Here is a 17,330-nt window from a genome sequence, read left to right as displayed (position 1 = left end):
GTTATTTTTATGTGATGATCGTTTTAAGAAAAAGCTTAAAATCAAATGTCTCATAAGGAAAATGAGTTTTTTACATTGCAAAAACTATTTTAGGAAAATGTATCCATACGCTGTGTATTTGCCATGCGATTTCACTGAGTGAACGCTCATTTGAAGTAAAAATTTGAGTTGCAATGTTGCGTTATCATTTCAACAAGCGTGTCTTTATTTATGATAGGTGAGTTGATTGACCAATGTTTCTATATGGGCGGCGGCTTTATCTAAGGTCTTTGCAACATTTGTTTCATAGTGCTTACTGGCTTGGCTTAATTGAAGAGTGTTTTGCCGCAAGTCTTCATTATCTTTTTTAAGCTGTTCGAGCTGACGTTGTGTCTCGGCGAGCTCATCCATGACCATAATTCCTGCCATAACGGAAAGGCGATGGTCACCAATTTCTCCAAAGCTGGATTTGAGATGAAGAATATATTGATCAAGTTGATTGGCAAGTCCAGTTAAATGGTCTTCTTGCCCTTCATCGCAAGCCATGCGATAGGTTTTGCCATCTATTGTGACGGATATTGTCGCCATTTTTCACCTATTAACGGTCTATCACCGCGCGGATTGTTTCCATAGCCGTAATGAGACGGCGTGAGACTTCTTTATTGGCCTGTTCCAGCCTTTCAGCGCGCGCTTCAGATGTATCAAGCTCTTGAGCAAGGCGTGAGCGATCCGCATTCATGCGCTGGATTTCTTCTTCCAATTCACTGCTGTCAGTGTGCGTATCATTTTGCTTCACAACGACATTCTCAAGTGTTTTGAGTGCCGTTTCCAAACGATCCATAGCTTGATCGAGAATTGATGTGTCTTCGCCCATCTGTTTCTGATCCCTTTTCTTATGCCAGCTTTAAATCCGAATCACTTTCAATAAAAAAGTGTCTCTTGGATTATTCTTAAATGGCTCAATCCATTGTGGCAAGAAATCCAGTATATCGATCTGTTGAAAGCTGGAATTTATTGACTCATTTTTTACAAGTGCTATGTGTAAGATGTTGTGGAAGATTGTAATTCTTTTCGATGGTCAGTGAGTAACCCAAAATTATGAAAAATACCGATAAACAGAACCAAATGGCAAATGCCATTCGTTTTCTTTCAATTGATGCCATTGAAAAGGCAAATTCTGGCCATCCCGGTCTTCCTATGGGCGCTGCGGATATTGCAACGGTTCTTTATACAAAATTTTTAATGCATGACCCTAAAAATCCTGACTGGCCTAATCGTGATCGTTTCATTCTTTCGGCAGGTCACGGCTCTATGTTGCTTTATGCGCTTATGTATCTTTCAGGTTATGACGATATAACACTGGATGAAATTAAAAATTTTCGCCAGCTTGGTGCAAAAACGGCAGGACATCCTGAATATGGCCATGCCCGTGGGATCGAAACCACAACAGGTCCATTAGGGCAAGGCATAGCCAATGCTGTTGGCATGGCTTTAGGCGAGCGGATGATGAATGCGCGTTATGGTGATCTTATCGATCATTATACTTACGCACTTGTTGGTGATGGGTGTTTGATGGAAGGTCTTTCGCAAGAAGCCATTAGTTTTGCCGGCCATATGAAGTTAAATAAGTTGATTGTTTTATGGGATGATAACAATATTTCCATTGATGGCGCGGTTTCAATCGCCGATAGCACGGATCAATGCGCCCGTTTTGAAGCCAGCAATTGGAATACAATAAAGGTTGACGGGCATAGTCAATATGCTTTGGAAAAAGCTTTGGAAAAAGCAAAAGCATCCGATAAGCCAACATTTATTGCCTGCAAAACAACCATTGGCTTTGGTTCGCCCCATAAGGCTGGAACCAATAAAGTGCATGGTTCGCCACTTGGGCAAGAAGAAGTGGCTGAAACGCGTAAAGTTTTAGGTTGGGCAAGTGAGCCTTTTGTTGTTCCTGCTGAGATTTTAGACAACTGGCGTCTTTCTGGATTGAATGCTGCCAAAAACCGCTTAGAATGGGAAAACAAATATAACTCTTTGGAAGCCACACGTCGTGGTGAATTTAACCGTGCGATAAGGGGAGATTTGCCAGGCCAATTTGAAACAGAACTTTGTGCTTATAAAAAACAATTGGCTGCTGAGCAACCCAATGTTGCCACACGTAAAGCATCACAAATGGCGCTTGAAATGATCAATGGCGTGGTAGATGAAACCATTGGTGGTTCTGCCGATTTAACAGGCTCAAACAATACACAAACCAGCCAAACAAAAAGTATTGTGCCAGATGATTTTTCAGGACGCTATATTCATTATGGTATCCGTGAACATGCTATGGGCGCTATCATGAATGGTTTGGCGCTTTATGGGGGATTTATTCCTTATTCAGGGACATTTTTATGTTTTGCTGATTATGCCCGACCTGCAATGCGTTTATCATCTTTGATGGGCATTCGTGTTATATATGTTATGACCCATGATTCCATTGGTTTGGGAGAAGATGGACCAACACACCAACCTGTTGAACATTTAGCAAGTTTACGGGCTATTCCAAATCATCTTGTTTTTCGTCCTGCTGATGCGGTGGAAACCGTTGAATGTTGGCAATTGGCGTTACAATCAACAAAAACACCGTCTACTTTGGCTTTAACACGGCAAAATTTGCCCACATTGAGAAAAGAATATGAAGAGGATAATCTTTGTGCTCGAGGGGCTTATGAACTTTTAACAGCTAGTGATGACGCTCAAATAACGATTTTTGCTTCTGGCTCAGAAGTTGAGATTGCCGTTCGCGCTCATGCTGTGCTGGAAGGTAAGGGGATACCGACACGCGTTGTTTCTGTCCCTAGTTTTGAACTTTTTGATTCTCAACCAGAATCTTATCGCAAAGCTTTAATTGGAATGGCACCTGTAAAAATTGCCATTGAAGCAGCCATACGGCAAGGTTGGGATAAATTTATCGGTGTTGATGGAATTTTTATTGGCATGCATGGTTTTGGTGCCAGTGGACCTATTGAAGCGCTTTATGAGCATTTCGGTATCACGGTGGAAGCGGTTGTTGAGGCGGCTGAAGCTAAACTCTAATATTGAACACCTCAATTAAGGGAGAATGACTATGGCAGTTCGTGTCGCTATTAATGGTTTTGGACGTATTGGGCGTAATATTTTACGCGCCATTATTGAAAGTGGACGCAATGATATTGAAGTTGTTGCAGTTAATGATTTAGGGCCGGTTGAAACCAATGCCCACCTTTTGCGCTATGATTCCGTGCACGGGCGTTTTCCCCATGAGGTGAAAGTATCGGGTGATACAATCGATGTGGGGCGCGGTCCGATTAAAGTGACAGCGGTGCGCGATCCAAAAGAGTTACCGTGGAAAGAGTTAAATGTCGATATTGCGATGGAATGCACAGGCATTTTTACAAGTCGCGATAAAGCTGCCGCTCATTTAGAAGCTGGTGCCAAACGAGTTATAATTTCAGCACCTGGCGATGGGGCTGATATGACAGTGGTTTTTGGTGTTAATCATGATAAATTAACAAAAGATCATCTTGTGATTTCTAATGCTTCTTGCACAACCAATTGTCTTTCACCTGTAGCGCAAGTTCTTAATGATGTGATTGGAATTGAAAAAGGTTTTATGACCACGATCCATTCCTATACGGGCGATCAACCAACGCTCGACACAATGCATAAGGATCTTTACCGTGCTCGAGCAGCCGCTTTGTCAATGATTCCGACATCCACAGGGGCAGCTAAAGCAGTTGGACTTGTTTTGCCAGAGCTTAAAGGTTTGCTTGATGGTGTGGCTATTCGCGTGCCAACACCAAATGTGTCGGTTGTTGACCTTACATTTATTGCAAAACGCCCAACAACCGTTGAAGAAATCAATGATGCTATCCGTTCTGCGGCAAATGGTCGATTAAAAGGTATTTTGGGCTTTACCGATGAAAAGTTGGTGAGCCATGATTTCAATCATGATTCCCATTCTTCTGTTTTCCATACAGATCAAACAAAAGTCATGGATGGCAGCTTATGCCGTATTCTTTCTTGGTATGACAATGAATGGGGCTTTTCAAGCAGAATGGGCGATACAGCAGTTGCTCTTGCAAAAACAATATCATAACAAAATGGGAGCTTAGGCTCCCATTTTATTTGGCTGTTAATAAAGTCTAAGAAAGACTCATTGATTGCTCGATAAAATTAAACAATCTGATGAAAATGTGTTTTATATTTTTTGATCAAAAACATATATTTTTGATGAGATACATGAGTGCTAACGCTTTTTTAAAAGTCGCTGGAGGAAAATATGCCATTTCGTACACTTGACGATGTCAACGTTCATTCAAAACGTGTTTTATTACGTGTTGATCTCAATGTTCCTATGGCGGACGGTAAAGTGAGTGATGCGACACGCATTGAACGCGTTAAGCCGACAATTTTGGAATTGCAAAAAAAAGGTGCAAAAACTATTTTGCTTGCGCATTTTGGACGTCCGAAAGGTCAGGTCGTTCATGAAGATTCACTTAGCCAAATTGTCAAAGCCACGGAACATGTTTTAGGGACCAAAGTTGGCTTTGTTGATGATTGTGTCGGTGAAAAAGTCACAAAAGCTGTCAATGAGATGCGTGACGGAGATATTTTATTGCTTGAAAATACCCGTTTTCATGCAGGGGAAGAAAAAAATGATCCTGAATTTGCAAAAGCGCTTGCACAAAATGGCGATATTTTTGTCAATGATGCGTTTTCAGCTGCCCATCGTGCGCATGCTTCAACTGAAGGATTGGCCCATCTTCTTCCCTCTTATGCAGGCCGTGCTATGCAAAGTGAATTGGAAGCGTTAGAAAAAGGTTTGGGTAATCCTGCTCATCCTGTTATCGCACTTGTTGGCGGGGCAAAAGTTTCGACCAAAATTGATCTTTTAAATAATCTTATTGAAAAAGTTGATGCTTTGGTGATTGGCGGTGGTATGGCCAATACATTTTTAGCAGCACAAGGCTATGATGTTGGTAAATCTTTATGTGAACGTGATTTGGCTGAGACAGCAAGAAAAATTTTAGAAAAAGCCAAAATCACCAATTGTGCCATTATTTTACCTATTGATGCTACTGTTGCTGAGCGCTTTGAAGCAAATGCCCCGCATATGCATTATGGTGTTGATGCACTTCCGCCGCAGGGTATGGTGCTTGACGTTGGGTCTCAATCTGTAGAACGTATTAAGGCCGCTATTGATGAAGCCGCCACTTTGGTTTGGAATGGACCCTTAGGGGCATTTGAAATTTCCCCCTTTGATCAAAGCACCGTTCGTGTTGCAAAACACGCAGCAGAGCGTACTGAACAGGGAAAACTGGTTTCAATCGCAGGTGGCGGCGATACTGTTTCAGCATTAAACCACGCCAATGTTGCTGCACAATTTAGCTATATTTCAACAGCTGGCGGAGCCTTTCTTGAATGGATGGAAGGCAAACCATTGCCAGGTGTTATTGCGCTTAATACCGAAATAACAAAATAACGAAATAAATTTTGTTAATATATTATCATTTTGATAGAGTTTGTTGAGATCATAAACAAAAAAATACGACTTTAAAAAATGCGGTTATGTTTTGAATGTTGTTTTATTAAACTTGAATTGAAAGAAAGAGGAATGTGAGTCATGAGTGAACGTCTTGAAGATATTGCGATTGCTTTGACGGCAAATGGCAAGGGTATACTTGCTGCCGATGAAAGTACAAGTACAATTAAAACACGTTTTGATGTTATTAATCTTCAATCAACGGAAGAAACGCGTCGCGATTATCGTGAATTATTATTTACTGCCAAAGAAGCAATGGAAAAATATATTTCTGGCGTCATCTTGTATGATGAAACCATTCGCCAAAAAGCTTCTGACGGGCGTATGTTAACCGATTTGATCAAAGCGTCAGGGTCGATACCGGGAATTAAGGTTGATGAAGGGGCTAAACCTCTTGCCGCATTTGCCGATGAAACCATTACTGAGGGTTTGGACGGTTTGCGTAATCGTTTAAAAGACTATTATGAGTTGGGAGCGCGTTTTGCCAAATGGCGCGGTGTGATTGCTATTGATCAATCGCATTTGCCAACGCGTGGTGCGGTTCGTCAAAATGCTCAAGCCTTGGCACGTTATGCCGCATTATGTCAGGAAGCACAAATCGTACCGATTATTGAACCTGAAATTTTAATGGATGGTAAGCCTGGCAATCATTCGATTGATCGTTGCTATGAGGTTACGGATTTTGTTTTACATACAGTTTTTGATGAATTATTTGCCGCCAATGTTAAAATGGAAGGTATAATTTTAAAACCTAATATGGTTATTGATGGTAAAAATGCTCGCAAAGCCTCTGTGGAAGAAGTGGCGCAAAAAACAGTGCATGTTCTTAAAACAACAGTGCCAGCTACAGTTCCAGGAATTGCTTTTCTTTCTGGTGGTCAATCAGATGAAGAAGCAACAGCGCATCTTTCTGCAATTAATGCTCTTGGCAATTTGCCGTGGAATGTGACTTTTTCTTATGGTCGGGCATTGCAGGCAGCTGCGATCCAAGCATGGGGTGGAAAGCGTGAAAATATTGAATTGGGCCAAAAAGCCTTTACCCATCGTGCAAAAATGAATTATCTTGCAGCATTAGGCAAATGGTCTAAAGAAGAAGAAAAGTCTGCTTAAAAAGTATTTTTAACAGTATAGAGTATTTATAAGCCCAAAACTTCTGTTTTGGGCTTATTTAAATTAAGTGTTTCATTTTTGTGACAGTATTTTCCTTTGAAATACAGTAAAGCAATTTACGGATATTGATTAAATGATCCAAAAAATCATGTCTTCCTTTTTGTCCAGGGGTGGAAAAGGTGGGCGTATAATGAAACGCAAATACACATCTTATGAGACGAAGATCTTATAAACTCCAGTGATACAATCGAGGTATTGGGACGATGTTTAATAAATTCACAAAAATTTTGTTTATTTCTTCTGCCGTTATCGGCACACAAACACTTGGCGCACAAGCCGCTGATGTTTATCTTGCAGAGCCAGAACCTGTAGAATATGTGCGTGTCTGTGATGCCTATGGTGAAGGATATTTTTATATTCCAGGAACAGACACATGCATGCGTGTCGGTGGATTCATTTATGCGCAAGTTGGTGGCGGTAAAGATGTCTCAGCTCGTAGACGTTCTGATCTGAATCCGAAAACTTGGCAAACGGAAGTTCGTGCGCATCTTTTATTTGCAACAGCGACTGAGACTGAGCTCGGCACATTGCGCTCACATATTGAGTTTCGTTCCGATTTTGATAATGGTTCCGATTCAACAACATCAGAGCTTCGTTTTGGGTATATTGAACTTGGTGGTTTGCATGTTGGTGTTGACGAGTCCGCCATCAATACATTTTTTGATTACTATGGTGATTTCATTAATGATGACGTCATATTAGGTGGTGCATATCGTACCAATATGATCCAATATACCTATGCAATGGGTAATGGTCTTATTGCTATGGTTTCTTTGGAACAAGGTGGTAATGAAGACACAGACTATAACGGCCAAATTGATGATTATGCGCCAAATGTTGTGATTGGTGCAAAATTTGATCAAGGTTGGGGATCAATTACAGGTGCTGGTGCTTATGATGCACGTAATGAAGCCTGGATTGGTAAAGCAAAAGTAAGCTTAAATCTTACGGACCGTTTGAACATTTGGGTCATGGGTGCTTATAAAGATTTGAACGAAACCTATTATGAAGATGTTGACGATCTTTCAAGCTTGATAACGGATGGTCGTAAGGGTGTTCGTGCGGTTGATAGTTTTTACGGTACATGGGGCGGCAAATGGGTCGGTTGGTTTGGTGCATCTTATGTATTCACACCTAAAGCCATTGGCAACTTTCAATTGGCTTATGAAGGTGTAGGAAATACCTATACAACTGCAAACGTTGCTTATGAGCTAACACCAGGTTTAACTGTTATGCCTGAAGTGAGCTACCATAAATGGAATGATCTTCATTCAGAATTGCGTGGTTCTGATGGTGTAGGCGGTGCACTTCGTATTCAACGTGATTTTTAATAAAGGCTAACACAATAATTTTAAAAAGCTCCCATTGGGAGCTTTTTTATGTCATACTTTATTTTTATGGACATGGTCTTCAAGTTTTTATGATAGCATATAGGAATGCTTATTCTTCAAAAAACTCATGCACCTTTTAAAAATATTCATTCTTCACGAAATTATTCATTAACTTGATATGAAGAATGGTCTCATTCATTTTTATAAACTTTATTTCTTTAAAATATTGTCATGATGGCACTATTGAAGATTTAACACTTATATATCGTTGTCATAAACGAGCTCTTAAAATCGTTTTTTATTATTTCTGTCCAGAAGTGTATAAGAACAGCAGAAAAAATGGTGCTTATTTTGTTATGATTTATTGGAAAAATAAACTTACACTATAAACGAAAAAAATACATAAATGGACAATCTCAACCAAAAAAGACGTCGCTTTGCCACTAAAATGAAAACAAGCAATTACCATTGTTGCCATAAATAGTAAAATTTCAATCGGATTTAATCCCATTAAGATATGTTCTTTGGTGATCAAAGATATGCCAAGAATGCTGGGTACCGTAAGACCGACAGTTGATAAAAAAGCACCAAGACAAAGATTGTTGAGGCGGGTAAATTCATTCTTCCAACAGGCTTTTAGTGCGATAATGGATACGGGCTAAAAAATAATGGCAATAATAACACCACTTAAAGCCATTAGGGCGCCAGTTAAACAGAGTACTTGATCAATCACCTTTGCAAGATCATGGGACAGCAACGTAATCGGCAACATGAAAATGACTAAAAAACCGTCATAAGAATATAAAATCTTAAACTTTTTTGGGCTTTTTCTTGTGTTAATAAAGGCGCCGATGTGTCATATTCTTGAAAAGAGTTGCGTTTTTTTGTCTATAAAGGCTTGATGAAACGATTTTTTTAATGACCAATTGACCTTATGGGGAAAATAAATATATTGCATGTGTTATACCTCCTATTGCTACAGCTTGAGGCAATAATAATACACCGTTCTTTCCAACGAAATTTAGAAATTCTTCCCGTCATAATGGCAACACTGCATCCAGGACACACAACTTGTAGCATATTTTATACGTTAAATAATGGCGATGTAAAACTCGTCTTTTCTGGCGACATCGTTCATTGACTGATCCAATTTAACGATCCAAACACGAGTATAATATTTGATTCAGAAAGTGATGAGGCACGTAAAGTGCGTGAGAATGCTTTTGCAAAGTTTATTCGTGAAGGCACATTGATCGCTCTGGCTATTTACCATTTTCTAGAATTGAGCATGTGTATCAAAAGAACAAAAATTATGAGTGGATATTTTTGAAATATAAAGACCGATCGCTAACTGCATTTCCAAATGGTCAATAACTGAATTTGAGCTAATATATCAAATCAAACAATCACAGCTTGGCTCAGGAAATAATTCTACTATATGCAAAATTATCATGACTTTGCTGTGATCATTTTATTCAGTATTAAGTGTAATTTAGACTTTAAAAACGCTATCAAAGTCCTCATTATAGGACTTTGACGTCTTAACATTCCATAAATCGGTTTAAATTTTATTGATCTGAAGTCTCGTCATTCTTGTCATTTTTTAAAGAAGATAGTTTGGCAAAAACCTTATCGGCATCAAGCTCGTCCTCATAATTGATGTCAAGATTTTCTGTCGCCGATGCTGGAAGCAATGTGCCGTCTTCAGGCGCGGGTGCTGGACGATTTTTCATCGCTTTTTGAACTTCAATATCAAGATCAATCTGTGAGCATAATCCCAATGTCACAGGATCAAGCGGGCTCAAATTAGCTGAATTCCAATGCGTCCTTTCACGGATTTGTTCAATTGTGGCTTTTGTTGTGCCAATAAGACGAGAAATTTGTGCATCTTTTAATTCAGGGTGGTTGCGCACCAACCATAAAATTGCATTTGGTCGATCTTGGCGCTTGGAAAGAGGTGTATAGCGTGGACCTTTTCGCTTACTTTCAGGAATACGCACTTTGGGTTCAGAAAGCTTTAAACGGTGATTGGGATCTTTTTCCCCTCGTTCAATTTCATCACGGGACAATTGTCCTGTATTGATTGGATCCAGCCCTTTAATGCCTTGTGCTGATTCACCATCAGCAATGGCTTTTACCTCAAGAGGGTGTAATTTGCAAAAAGTTGCAATCTGGTCAAAAGAAAGCGCGGTATTATCAACCAGCCATACGGCGGTCGCTTTGGGCATTAAAAGTTGCATTGCCATGACATATATCCTCTTATTCGCCCGCTCCGGTATAGCGGGACGTGGATTAGACCACATTTTTTCCGGGAATTCTTGCGCTCTTATAAACTGAAAATAAAAAAACAACAAGTCAAACTGCTAAGTTCCTTAGCTTTATTAAACAATTTTCAAAATAATTTTACCAATATGTTTGCTTGTTTCCATACGTTCATGTGCTTTTTCAACATCGTTTAGTGAAAAGACTTGATCAATGATTGGTGTAATTTTACCCTCTTCAAGCAAGGGCCATACTTTTTGATAAAGAGATTTTGCAATATCAGCTTTAAAGGCGGTATCACGAATTCTTAAAGTTGATCCTGTATGAATGAGGCGTTTAACCATGAGATATCCAAGATTAACATTTGCCTTAGCGCCATTTAAGACGGCAATTTGGACAATATGGGCATCGTTTGCGGCTATTTTATAATTCTTTTCTGCATAGTCGCCGCCAACCATATCAAGAATAACATTTACCCCTTTTTTATCCGTATAGTTTTGGATGTCTTCAACAAAATCTCGTTCACGATAATTAATCGCAAGATCAGCTCCAAGTTTTAAACATGCATCACATTTTTGTTTTGAACCTGCTGTTGCAATGACTTTTGCGCCAAAAGCTTTCGCAAGTTGAATGGCTGTGGTGCCAATGCCTGAAGTGCCGCCGTGAACAAGAAAAACATCCCCTGATTGAAGTTTGCCACGATCAAATACATTACTCCATACGGTAAAAAAAGTTTCTGGCAATGCTGCTGCTTGAATAAAGTTAAACCCCTTTGGAACGGGTAAAGCATTGCTGCTTGCCACCGAAACATATTCGGCATAACCGCCTCCTGCGACAAGCGCTGTCACATGATCACCACAGTGAAACCGTGAAACATTTTTCCCTATATTGACAACTTTTCCAGCGACTTCCAAACCGGGTAAAGGTGAAGCATCAGGCGGTGGTGGATACGTGCCTTGTCTTTGTGCAACATCAGGACGATTGACGCCCGCTGCATGAATTTGAATAAGAATTTCATCATCTTTGATTGATGGAACAGGCATATGAACCTGTTTTAAAACTTCAGGACCACCTGCGCCCCTTATGGAAATGGCGCGCATCATTTTGGGTATAATCATTGGTATCTTTCTTTAAACGATATTTCTGTGTTTTTTGAAATGTATTACGACTGAATATAATGTTTAAAGGTAGAATGTCATAAAAGAAAAAAATTATATTTTGTCACTTTTTTAAAAAGAATCTTGAAACGCCTCTCTTAAAAGACCCATTTCACTATGGGCTGTTTTGCAAGAAAGGCTAATAAATTTCTGATCTTTTTTAAGATTCTGATTTCAATTTTTCGATAGCATCTTTGAGCATAAGTTTTTTTCGTTTGAGATCACTGATCGTCAAATCATCAATTGAAGGGGCGGTAATAGCATCTTCAATTTTTGTTTCAAGATCTTCATGTTTGCGTGCCATAGCTTCTATATGTGCTTCAATTCCCATAAAAGTAACTCCTTTAGTTTCCACTCATGGACTTTTATTTTTCGTAGTCTTTTATCCAAGAGAATAAATTTGGCACCTTTATGATTGTTTGTCGATAAATAAAAATAATTTTAAAAAGTGAGAGATTTAAAATTTCCGCAAATCCATAAATTATGATATAGGCGCAATAATTATGAAGATGAACACATAAATTTTCATAATCTTTGTATGGTATTTCATGAAAGAATTTGAGGACGACCACCATGTCCGAGCAGGAACAGGCCGATATTAAATTAACGCTTGCACGCTTAAAGCAAGATCATGCCGATTTTGATGCTGCAATTGAGGCAATGATAAAGGTAGGCTCTGATCGTCTTTGTGTTCAACGTATGAAAAAGAAAAAATTGGATTTAAAAGATCGTATTCATAAACTTGAAGATCGGATTATTCCCGACATTATCGCCTGATTCATGAATGAGGAATAAACCATGAATGAAAAGCAAAAAGATATCGCCATAATCATGGGGAGCCAGTCGGATTGGGATACAATGCACCATGCTGCTGATACGTTAAAGGAGCTTAAAATTGGCTTTGAAACACGTATTATATCAGCTCATCGCACACCAGATCGTTTGGTTGATTTCTCAAAGAACGCAAAAAAAGCAGGCTTTAAAATTATTATCGCGGGGGCAGGCGGCGCTGCCCATTTGCCGGGTATGACTGCGGCTATGACCGCTTTGCCGGTTTTAGGTGTGCCTGTGCAATCACGAGCTTTATCTGGGCAGGATTCTTTACTATCTATTGTCCAAATGCCCGCTGGTATTCCCGTTGGAACTTTGGCAATTGGCAAAGCAGGGGCGATCAATGCAGCTTTATTGGCGGCTTCTATATTGTCGATTTATGATGTTCAATTGGCACAACGTTTTGATGAATGGCGACAAAAACAAACAGATGCAGTGGCAGAATTTCCTTTTGATGAAATGACAACCAGTGAGGCTTCACATGGCCAGTCTTAAAGTCGGAGACGCTATTGGTTTTATTGGTGGTGGTCAACTGGCGCGGATGATGTCAGTGGCAGCCGCGCGGCTTGGATTTCGATCAATCATTTTAGAACCAGCTCAAAACTGTCCAGCGGGTGATATCGCATGGCACCATATCATTGCGCCTTACGATGATAAAAAAGCATTGGATGAATTGGCCAAAATGTGTCACGTCATTACCTATGAGTTTGAAAATGTGCCAGCATCTGCATTGGATCGATTGAAAGAAAAAACGATTCTTCAGCCTCATCCCAAAGCGCTGCATATCGCTCAGGATCGTTATTTTGAAAAACAATTTTTAAATGCACTCGGTATTGAAACAGCACCTTGGCGGTTGATCGATACTTCTCAATCGCTTCTTGAAGGTTTGAAAGAATTAGGTGGTGATGCCATTTTAAAAACTCGCCGTTTTGGCTATGATGGGAAAGGGCAGGTGCGTTTAAAACAGACAGAAAAAATAGATGATGAAGAGATTTTAAAAATGATTTCTTATGCGCCCGCAATTTTGGAAGGGCTTGTACCTTTTACAAAAGAAATTTCGGTCATTGGTGCGCGTGATAGTCATGGCAAAACTGTTTTTTATGATAGCCCCGAAAATCGTCATCAAAATGGCATATTGCACAGTTCACATGTGCCTGCAAATTTGTCTCAAAAAACGATCACTCAAGCACAGGCATACACTCAAAAAGTGCTTGAAGCTTTTGATTATATCGGGGTGATTGGGGTGGAATTTTTTGTGATGGAAGATGGTTCGGTGATTGCCAATGAATTTGCTCCACGCGTCCATAATTCAGGACATTGGACAGAAGCGGCGTGTTTGATTTCTCAGTTTGAAAATCATGTGCGCGCTGTGGCAGGATTACCTTTGGGTGAGCCACATCGTCATAGCAATTGTATAATGGAAAATTTAATCGGTGATGATGTTTTTAAATGGGAAACACTTCTTAATGAACCCCAAACATTGATTCATATCTATGGGAAAGATGAAAGCCGCCCAAATCGTAAAATGGGGCATATAACCAGACTTATAAAATAAGGATCATAATGATCTTGTTGCGGCAAAAGCTCTGTCACTTGAATCATTTGCACTTGACAAGAACCAAAATAATACGTTACTTATATAATATATTTTTAGCTCGAAATTGAGCCATTTCACTTTGCCTCAATTTAAAATTACCCCAATGAGGGTATAAAGGTGATTAAAATGAAAATTAAAAATTCGCTTAAAGCGCTTATGGCGCGTCACCGCGACAACCGCATGGTTCGCCGTAAGGGTCGTGTTTATATCATTAATAAGACCAATCCACGTTTTAAAGCACGTCAAGGTTGATTTTAACCGTTTAAAAAAGGCTCCAATAGGAGCCTTTTTTATAATCACAATTTTATGTGTCTCATATTTTGTATGCATTCTCATTTATCATTTATTAAAAATAAAAGCTCATTTTTAAGATCAATATGCTTATGTTTTGTAGATAAATATTGAGAAAAACATCGCATTGCCTTAATTTTAATTTAGCGTGATGTTGGTTTATTCTTATAATATTTAAGCATTATATTTTGGAAATTTGTGACTGGTCTCATGCGTAATAAGCTTTCAATTATTTTTCTTGCTTTGATCATTGGAGTGTTTTGTTTGAAGGTTTATGCTCAAGGTTTGCCTGAGCTTCCGCCACAAGAAGATCCTGACGCACCAGTGCTGTCGCCTGAAGAAATTATTCCTGAAAAGCCTAACCCGGATGAAGTATTGCCTGATCTTGGCAAAGATCAAAATGCAGCGGAACGTAAAAAAGCAGAGCTTGATCGGTTGTTTTCTGTTTTAAAAAAAACGGCGAATGTCAATGATGCTTTAAAAATTAGCCGTCAAATTCAAGGACTTTGGAGCCAGTCGGGAAGTGATGCGGTGGATTTAATGATGCAATGGGCTGAAGATGGCATTTATGAACAAAATTATGCGCTTGCCCTTGATTTTTTAGATAATATTGTGGCTTTAAAGCCTGATTATGCCGAAGGTTGGATGCGGCGTGCTGCGGTTCATATGCAGCTAAATGATCTTAAACTTGCCATGTTCGATCTTAATGAAGCATTACGTTTGGAGCCGCGCAATTATAATGCGCTTATGCTTTTAGGATCTATTATGGAAATGACGGATCGCAAACAATTGGCGTTAAAAGCTTATGAAGACGCGCTTAATTATTATCCCCAAATGCGTAGGGCGCAAAATCGCGTGGGTGAAATTTTGGAAGCAGAAACACCTCAAGCAATATAAATGACGTCTTTGATCCATTGCAGATCCTTAAATTTATCTCCTTTTTATTGATAAGATTGTAGTAATGCTTATTATATTTGAAATGATGTTCACTGGTTCGCCTTTTTAAAAAGTTGATTATCATCAGAAGATTTTATCTTATAAGAAATTGCTTTTAAGAATAGGATCTATTTCATCACTGTTTTAAAAATTTAGCTTAAATCTTGTTCATTTTCTGCACTGGTAAATTTGATAAATTATACTATATTGGTTTTTGCGTTCTGCGCTTCTCGACAGGAACAACTGCATCCCCGGGGCCTTACTGATCTCTAAGGGAACTGTCCCTGGGAAGGCTCGTGAGCCTTCTCATATGGTGCCCACCTACTTTGTAGGTACCCGGGATCAAAATGAGTCCATCGGTTGCTGTGGTTCGCACTTTCTTTATATAAGGAATCATCAAGTTTTAAGAAATCATTTTAAAAAAGAAATCTTATGATGAGAGCCCTTTTATTATAGAATATTCTTTTAGGTATTTTACGCACCGTGTTGGTCTATCGTGTGAGATGATGGTCGTTGTTTATAAAAGAACTATGATCATTGGTGAAAAAACTTATTATACACTTTTACATTTCACTACACATCAGCTTGCAAGATTTTTGGTATTGATGAGCCATGATAATGGATTAAATATCACATATTAAACATATGTTGCTAAGATCATTATTAAATATTTGGTCAAATTGCTGTTTATTTTTATGAAAATACATCGAAAAATGATGTTATTTTAAGCAGTAATTTTTTTGAAAAATAATATGCGTATGGTGAATAATAAAAAAAATCTTCGTTTGGATGCGTTAAAACGCCGTGATGCAATGGCATTTGAAGAACGTTTGGAAATTTCAAAAAAGCTTGCATACCAAAGAGATGTATTGAAGCCGTTTTTAAAAGATAAAAGAATCATAGCAGGGTTTTGGCCAATACGTAGTGAAATTGATCCACGCCCCTTGTTAGACGCTCTCAAAAAAGAAGGCTTACAATGCGCCCTTCCAGCACTTATCGATGAACACACAATGATATTTCGCTTATATGATGAAGACAGTGTTTTGATTGATGTTGGCTTTGGTACATATGGTCCTTCACAAAATTCTGCTTGTGTTATTCCGGATCTTATTTTGATGCCGCTTTCAGCTTTTGATGATCAAGGCAATCGTCTTGGTTATGGCAAAGGATTTTATGATCGAGCTTTGAAGGATATGAACAAAATGGGACATAAACCTTTATTGATTGGTCTTGCTTTTGACTGTCAAAAATTTGCCGTTATTCCTGCTGAAACCCATGATGTGCCTTTAAATATGATTTGGACGGAAAGCGGTTTGCGCATTTTTTAATTTATGTTTACAAAGGTTCAATGAGATTTTTATTTTTAGGCGATATGGTTGGCAAAACAGGGCGCGTGGCCGTTTTTGAAAAACTGCCGCTTTTGATTGAAAAGTTGCAACTGGATTTTGTCGTTGTGAACGGTGAAAATGCGGCTTCTGGCTTTGGCATTACTGAGCGTATTTATCATGAAACATTAGAAGCAGGCGCCGATGTTGTTACGACAGGCAATCATGCATTTGATCAGAAAGAAACATTGAATTATGCCAATTATGCCGACGCCTTTTTAAGGCCAGCGAACTTTCCACGAGGGACAGCGGGTAAGGGATCAGGCATTTACACAGCTAAAAATGGTGCGCGTATTTTGGTTGCCAATGTTATGGGGCGTGTCTTTATGCATCCTGATCTTGATGATCCTTTTGAGACAGCAGAAAAAATCATTGGGGATTGTCCTCTAGGTGAGCATGTGGACGCTGCAATTTTTGATTTTCATGCTGAAGCGACAAGTGAAAAACAATGTTTTGGTCATTTTCTTGATGGGCGTGTCAGTGTTGTTGTTGGAACACACACCCATATTCCGACAGCCGATGCACAAATTTTAAATGGTGGCACGGCTTATATGTCGGATGCGGGCATGTGTGGAGATTATGATTCTTCCCTTGGAATGGATAAGGAAGAACCGCTCAATCGTTTTGTCACAAAAATTCCTCGTGGTCGTTATGAGCCTGCTCATGGACCCGCAACCATTTGCGGATTGGCCGTTGAAATATCCGATAAGACGGGTCTTGCTGAAAAAGTCAGTCCGTTACGTATTGGCCCACGCTTGCAAAAAATTATGCCTGATTTCTGGTGAGTTGGGCTTGTGTCTCTCTTTACCTTTAAAAGTGTTTTTC

At 39.3% G+C, this 17,330-nt stretch carries 17 protein-coding genes and 1 other RNA gene; 13 read left to right on the top strand and 5 right to left on the bottom strand.

Features of this window, described 5'->3' with window-relative positions:
* Positions 1-204: 204 nt before the first annotated feature.
* Positions 205-525, bottom strand: a complete 321-nt coding sequence (locus ME5_RS11015; protein ID WP_483413615.1) for a cell division protein ZapA — start codon at positions 523-525, stop codon at positions 205-207.
* Positions 526-577: 52 nt separating this feature from the next.
* Positions 578-853, bottom strand: a complete 276-nt coding sequence (locus ME5_RS00745; RefSeq protein WP_008037482.1) for a DUF4164 domain-containing protein — start codon at positions 851-853, stop codon at positions 578-580.
* A gap of 224 nt (positions 854-1,077) precedes the next feature.
* On the opposite strand from ME5_RS00745, the gene tkt reads away from it, so the two are divergent.
* The 5 genes from tkt to ME5_RS00720 all read left to right on the top strand — a co-directional run bounded on the left by tkt (position 1,078) and on the right by ME5_RS00720 (position 8,046).
* The gene (gene tkt / locus ME5_RS00740; RefSeq protein ID WP_008037481.1) at positions 1,078-3,057 is read left to right on the top strand and encodes a transketolase; all 1,980 of its coding nucleotides are present in this window, start codon (positions 1,078-1,080) and stop codon (positions 3,055-3,057) included.
* A gap of 31 nt (positions 3,058-3,088) precedes the next feature.
* Complete coding sequence (gene gap, locus ME5_RS00735; RefSeq protein WP_008037479.1) at positions 3,089-4,099, top strand: type I glyceraldehyde-3-phosphate dehydrogenase; 1,011 nt, start codon at positions 3,089-3,091, stop codon at positions 4,097-4,099.
* Positions 4,100-4,282: 183 nt separating this feature from the next.
* Entirely contained in the window at positions 4,283-5,485 is a 1,203-nt protein-coding gene (locus ME5_RS00730; RefSeq protein ID WP_008037478.1) for a phosphoglycerate kinase, read from the top strand.
* A 141-nt stretch (positions 5,486-5,626) separates the two neighbouring features.
* Positions 5,627-6,655, top strand: a complete 1,029-nt coding sequence (locus ME5_RS00725; RefSeq protein WP_008037477.1) for a class I fructose-bisphosphate aldolase — start codon at positions 5,627-5,629, stop codon at positions 6,653-6,655.
* Positions 6,656-6,918: 263 nt separating this feature from the next.
* Positions 6,919-8,046 (top strand): porin, encoded by a 1,128-nt coding sequence (locus ME5_RS00720; RefSeq protein WP_008037476.1) that lies wholly within the window; start codon positions 6,919-6,921, stop codon positions 8,044-8,046.
* Positions 8,047-9,614: 1,568 nt separating this feature from the next.
* On the opposite strand, the gene ME5_RS00715 is transcribed toward ME5_RS00720, so the two are convergent.
* The 3 genes from ME5_RS00715 to ME5_RS10250 form a co-directional block, all read right to left on the bottom strand.
* Entirely contained in the window at positions 9,615-10,292 is a 678-nt protein-coding gene (locus tag ME5_RS00715) for a DUF1013 domain-containing protein (RefSeq protein WP_008037475.1), read from the bottom strand.
* Positions 10,293-10,427: 135 nt separating this feature from the next.
* On the bottom strand, positions 10,428-11,426 hold the full coding sequence (locus ME5_RS00710; RefSeq protein ID WP_008037474.1) for an NAD(P)H-quinone oxidoreductase: 999 nt from the start codon (positions 11,424-11,426) through the stop codon (positions 10,428-10,430).
* A 199-nt stretch (positions 11,427-11,625) separates the two neighbouring features.
* Complete coding sequence (locus ME5_RS10250; RefSeq protein ID WP_008037472.1) at positions 11,626-11,796, bottom strand: YdcH family protein; 171 nt, start codon at positions 11,794-11,796, stop codon at positions 11,626-11,628.
* 242 nt (positions 11,797-12,038) lie between these two features.
* On the opposite strand from ME5_RS10250, the gene ME5_RS00705 reads away from it, so the two are divergent.
* The 8 genes from ME5_RS00705 (at position 12,039) to ME5_RS00675 (ending at position 17,290) form a co-directional block, all read left to right on the top strand.
* Positions 12,039-12,242 carry a YdcH family protein gene (locus ME5_RS00705; protein WP_008037470.1) on the top strand — a complete coding sequence of 68 codons (204 nt, stop codon included), beginning with the start codon at positions 12,039-12,041 and terminating at the stop codon, positions 12,240-12,242.
* A gap of 21 nt (positions 12,243-12,263) precedes the next feature.
* Complete coding sequence (gene purE / locus ME5_RS00700) at positions 12,264-12,791, top strand: 5-(carboxyamino)imidazole ribonucleotide mutase (protein WP_008037468.1); 528 nt, start codon at positions 12,264-12,266, stop codon at positions 12,789-12,791.
* The gene (locus tag ME5_RS00695; protein ID WP_008037466.1) at positions 12,778-13,851 is read left to right on the top strand and encodes a 5-(carboxyamino)imidazole ribonucleotide synthase; all 1,074 of its coding nucleotides are present in this window, start codon (positions 12,778-12,780) and stop codon (positions 13,849-13,851) included. The genes purE and ME5_RS00695 overlap by 14 nt, the downstream gene beginning before the upstream one ends.
* Before the next feature lie 168 nt (positions 13,852-14,019).
* Positions 14,020-14,145 (top strand): type B 50S ribosomal protein L36, encoded by a 126-nt coding sequence (gene ykgO, locus ME5_RS00690; protein WP_008037464.1) that lies wholly within the window; start codon positions 14,020-14,022, stop codon positions 14,143-14,145.
* 249 nt (positions 14,146-14,394) lie between these two features.
* Complete coding sequence (locus ME5_RS00685; RefSeq protein WP_245256468.1) at positions 14,395-15,081, top strand: tetratricopeptide repeat protein; 687 nt, start codon at positions 14,395-14,397, stop codon at positions 15,079-15,081.
* Between the two features lie 254 nt (positions 15,082-15,335).
* Positions 15,336-15,496, top strand: a non-coding RNA gene (ssrS, locus tag ME5_RS10245) — 6S RNA.
* Positions 15,497-15,860: 364 nt separating this feature from the next.
* Positions 15,861-16,448, top strand: coding sequence for a 5-formyltetrahydrofolate cyclo-ligase (locus tag ME5_RS00680; RefSeq protein WP_245256467.1), 588 nt, complete (start codon positions 15,861-15,863; stop codon positions 16,446-16,448).
* A 20-nt stretch (positions 16,449-16,468) separates the two neighbouring features.
* The gene (locus ME5_RS00675; RefSeq protein ID WP_008037460.1) at positions 16,469-17,290 is read left to right on the top strand and encodes a TIGR00282 family metallophosphoesterase; all 822 of its coding nucleotides are present in this window, start codon (positions 16,469-16,471) and stop codon (positions 17,288-17,290) included.
* Positions 17,291-17,330 lie beyond the last annotated feature (40 nt).

Source organism: Bartonella tamiae Th239, assembly GCF_000278275.1.
GTDB classification, from domain to species: domain Bacteria; phylum Pseudomonadota; class Alphaproteobacteria; order Rhizobiales; family Rhizobiaceae; genus Bartonella; species Bartonella tamiae.
This window is presented reverse-complemented; position numbering and strand designations above follow the sequence as displayed.

Excerpts from the sequence above, each read along its gene's own strand:
- ME5_RS11015 (WP_483413615.1), bottom strand. The coding sequence starts at position 525 with ATGGCTTGCGATGAAGGGCAAGAAGACCATTTAACTGGACTTGCCAAT.
- ME5_RS00745 (WP_008037482.1), bottom strand. The coding sequence starts at position 853 with ATGGGCGAAGACACATCAATTCTCGATCAAGCTATGGATCGTTTGGAA.
- tkt (WP_008037481.1), top strand. The coding sequence starts at position 1,078 with ATGAAAAATACCGATAAACAGAACCAAATGGCAAATGCCATTCGTTTT.
- gap (WP_008037479.1), top strand. The coding sequence starts at position 3,089 with ATGGCAGTTCGTGTCGCTATTAATGGTTTTGGACGTATTGGGCGTAAT.
- ME5_RS00730 (WP_008037478.1), top strand. The coding sequence starts at position 4,283 with ATGCCATTTCGTACACTTGACGATGTCAACGTTCATTCAAAACGTGTT.
- ME5_RS00725 (WP_008037477.1), top strand. The coding sequence starts at position 5,627 with ATGAGTGAACGTCTTGAAGATATTGCGATTGCTTTGACGGCAAATGGC.
- ME5_RS00720 (WP_008037476.1), top strand. The coding sequence starts at position 6,919 with ATGTTTAATAAATTCACAAAAATTTTGTTTATTTCTTCTGCCGTTATC.
- ME5_RS00715 (WP_008037475.1), bottom strand. The coding sequence starts at position 10,292 with ATGGCAATGCAACTTTTAATGCCCAAAGCGACCGCCGTATGGCTGGTT.
- ME5_RS00710 (WP_008037474.1), bottom strand. The coding sequence starts at position 11,426 with ATGATTATACCCAAAATGATGCGCGCCATTTCCATAAGGGGCGCAGGT.
- ME5_RS10250 (WP_008037472.1), bottom strand. The coding sequence starts at position 11,796 with ATGGGAATTGAAGCACATATAGAAGCTATGGCACGCAAACATGAAGAT.
- ME5_RS00705 (WP_008037470.1), top strand. The coding sequence starts at position 12,039 with ATGTCCGAGCAGGAACAGGCCGATATTAAATTAACGCTTGCACGCTTA.
- purE (WP_008037468.1), top strand. The coding sequence starts at position 12,264 with ATGAATGAAAAGCAAAAAGATATCGCCATAATCATGGGGAGCCAGTCG.
- ME5_RS00695 (WP_008037466.1), top strand. The coding sequence starts at position 12,778 with ATGGCCAGTCTTAAAGTCGGAGACGCTATTGGTTTTATTGGTGGTGGT.
- ykgO (WP_008037464.1), top strand. The coding sequence starts at position 14,020 with ATGAAAATTAAAAATTCGCTTAAAGCGCTTATGGCGCGTCACCGCGAC.
- ME5_RS00685 (WP_245256468.1), top strand. The coding sequence starts at position 14,395 with ATGCGTAATAAGCTTTCAATTATTTTTCTTGCTTTGATCATTGGAGTG.
- ME5_RS00675 (WP_008037460.1), top strand. The coding sequence starts at position 16,469 with ATGAGATTTTTATTTTTAGGCGATATGGTTGGCAAAACAGGGCGCGTG.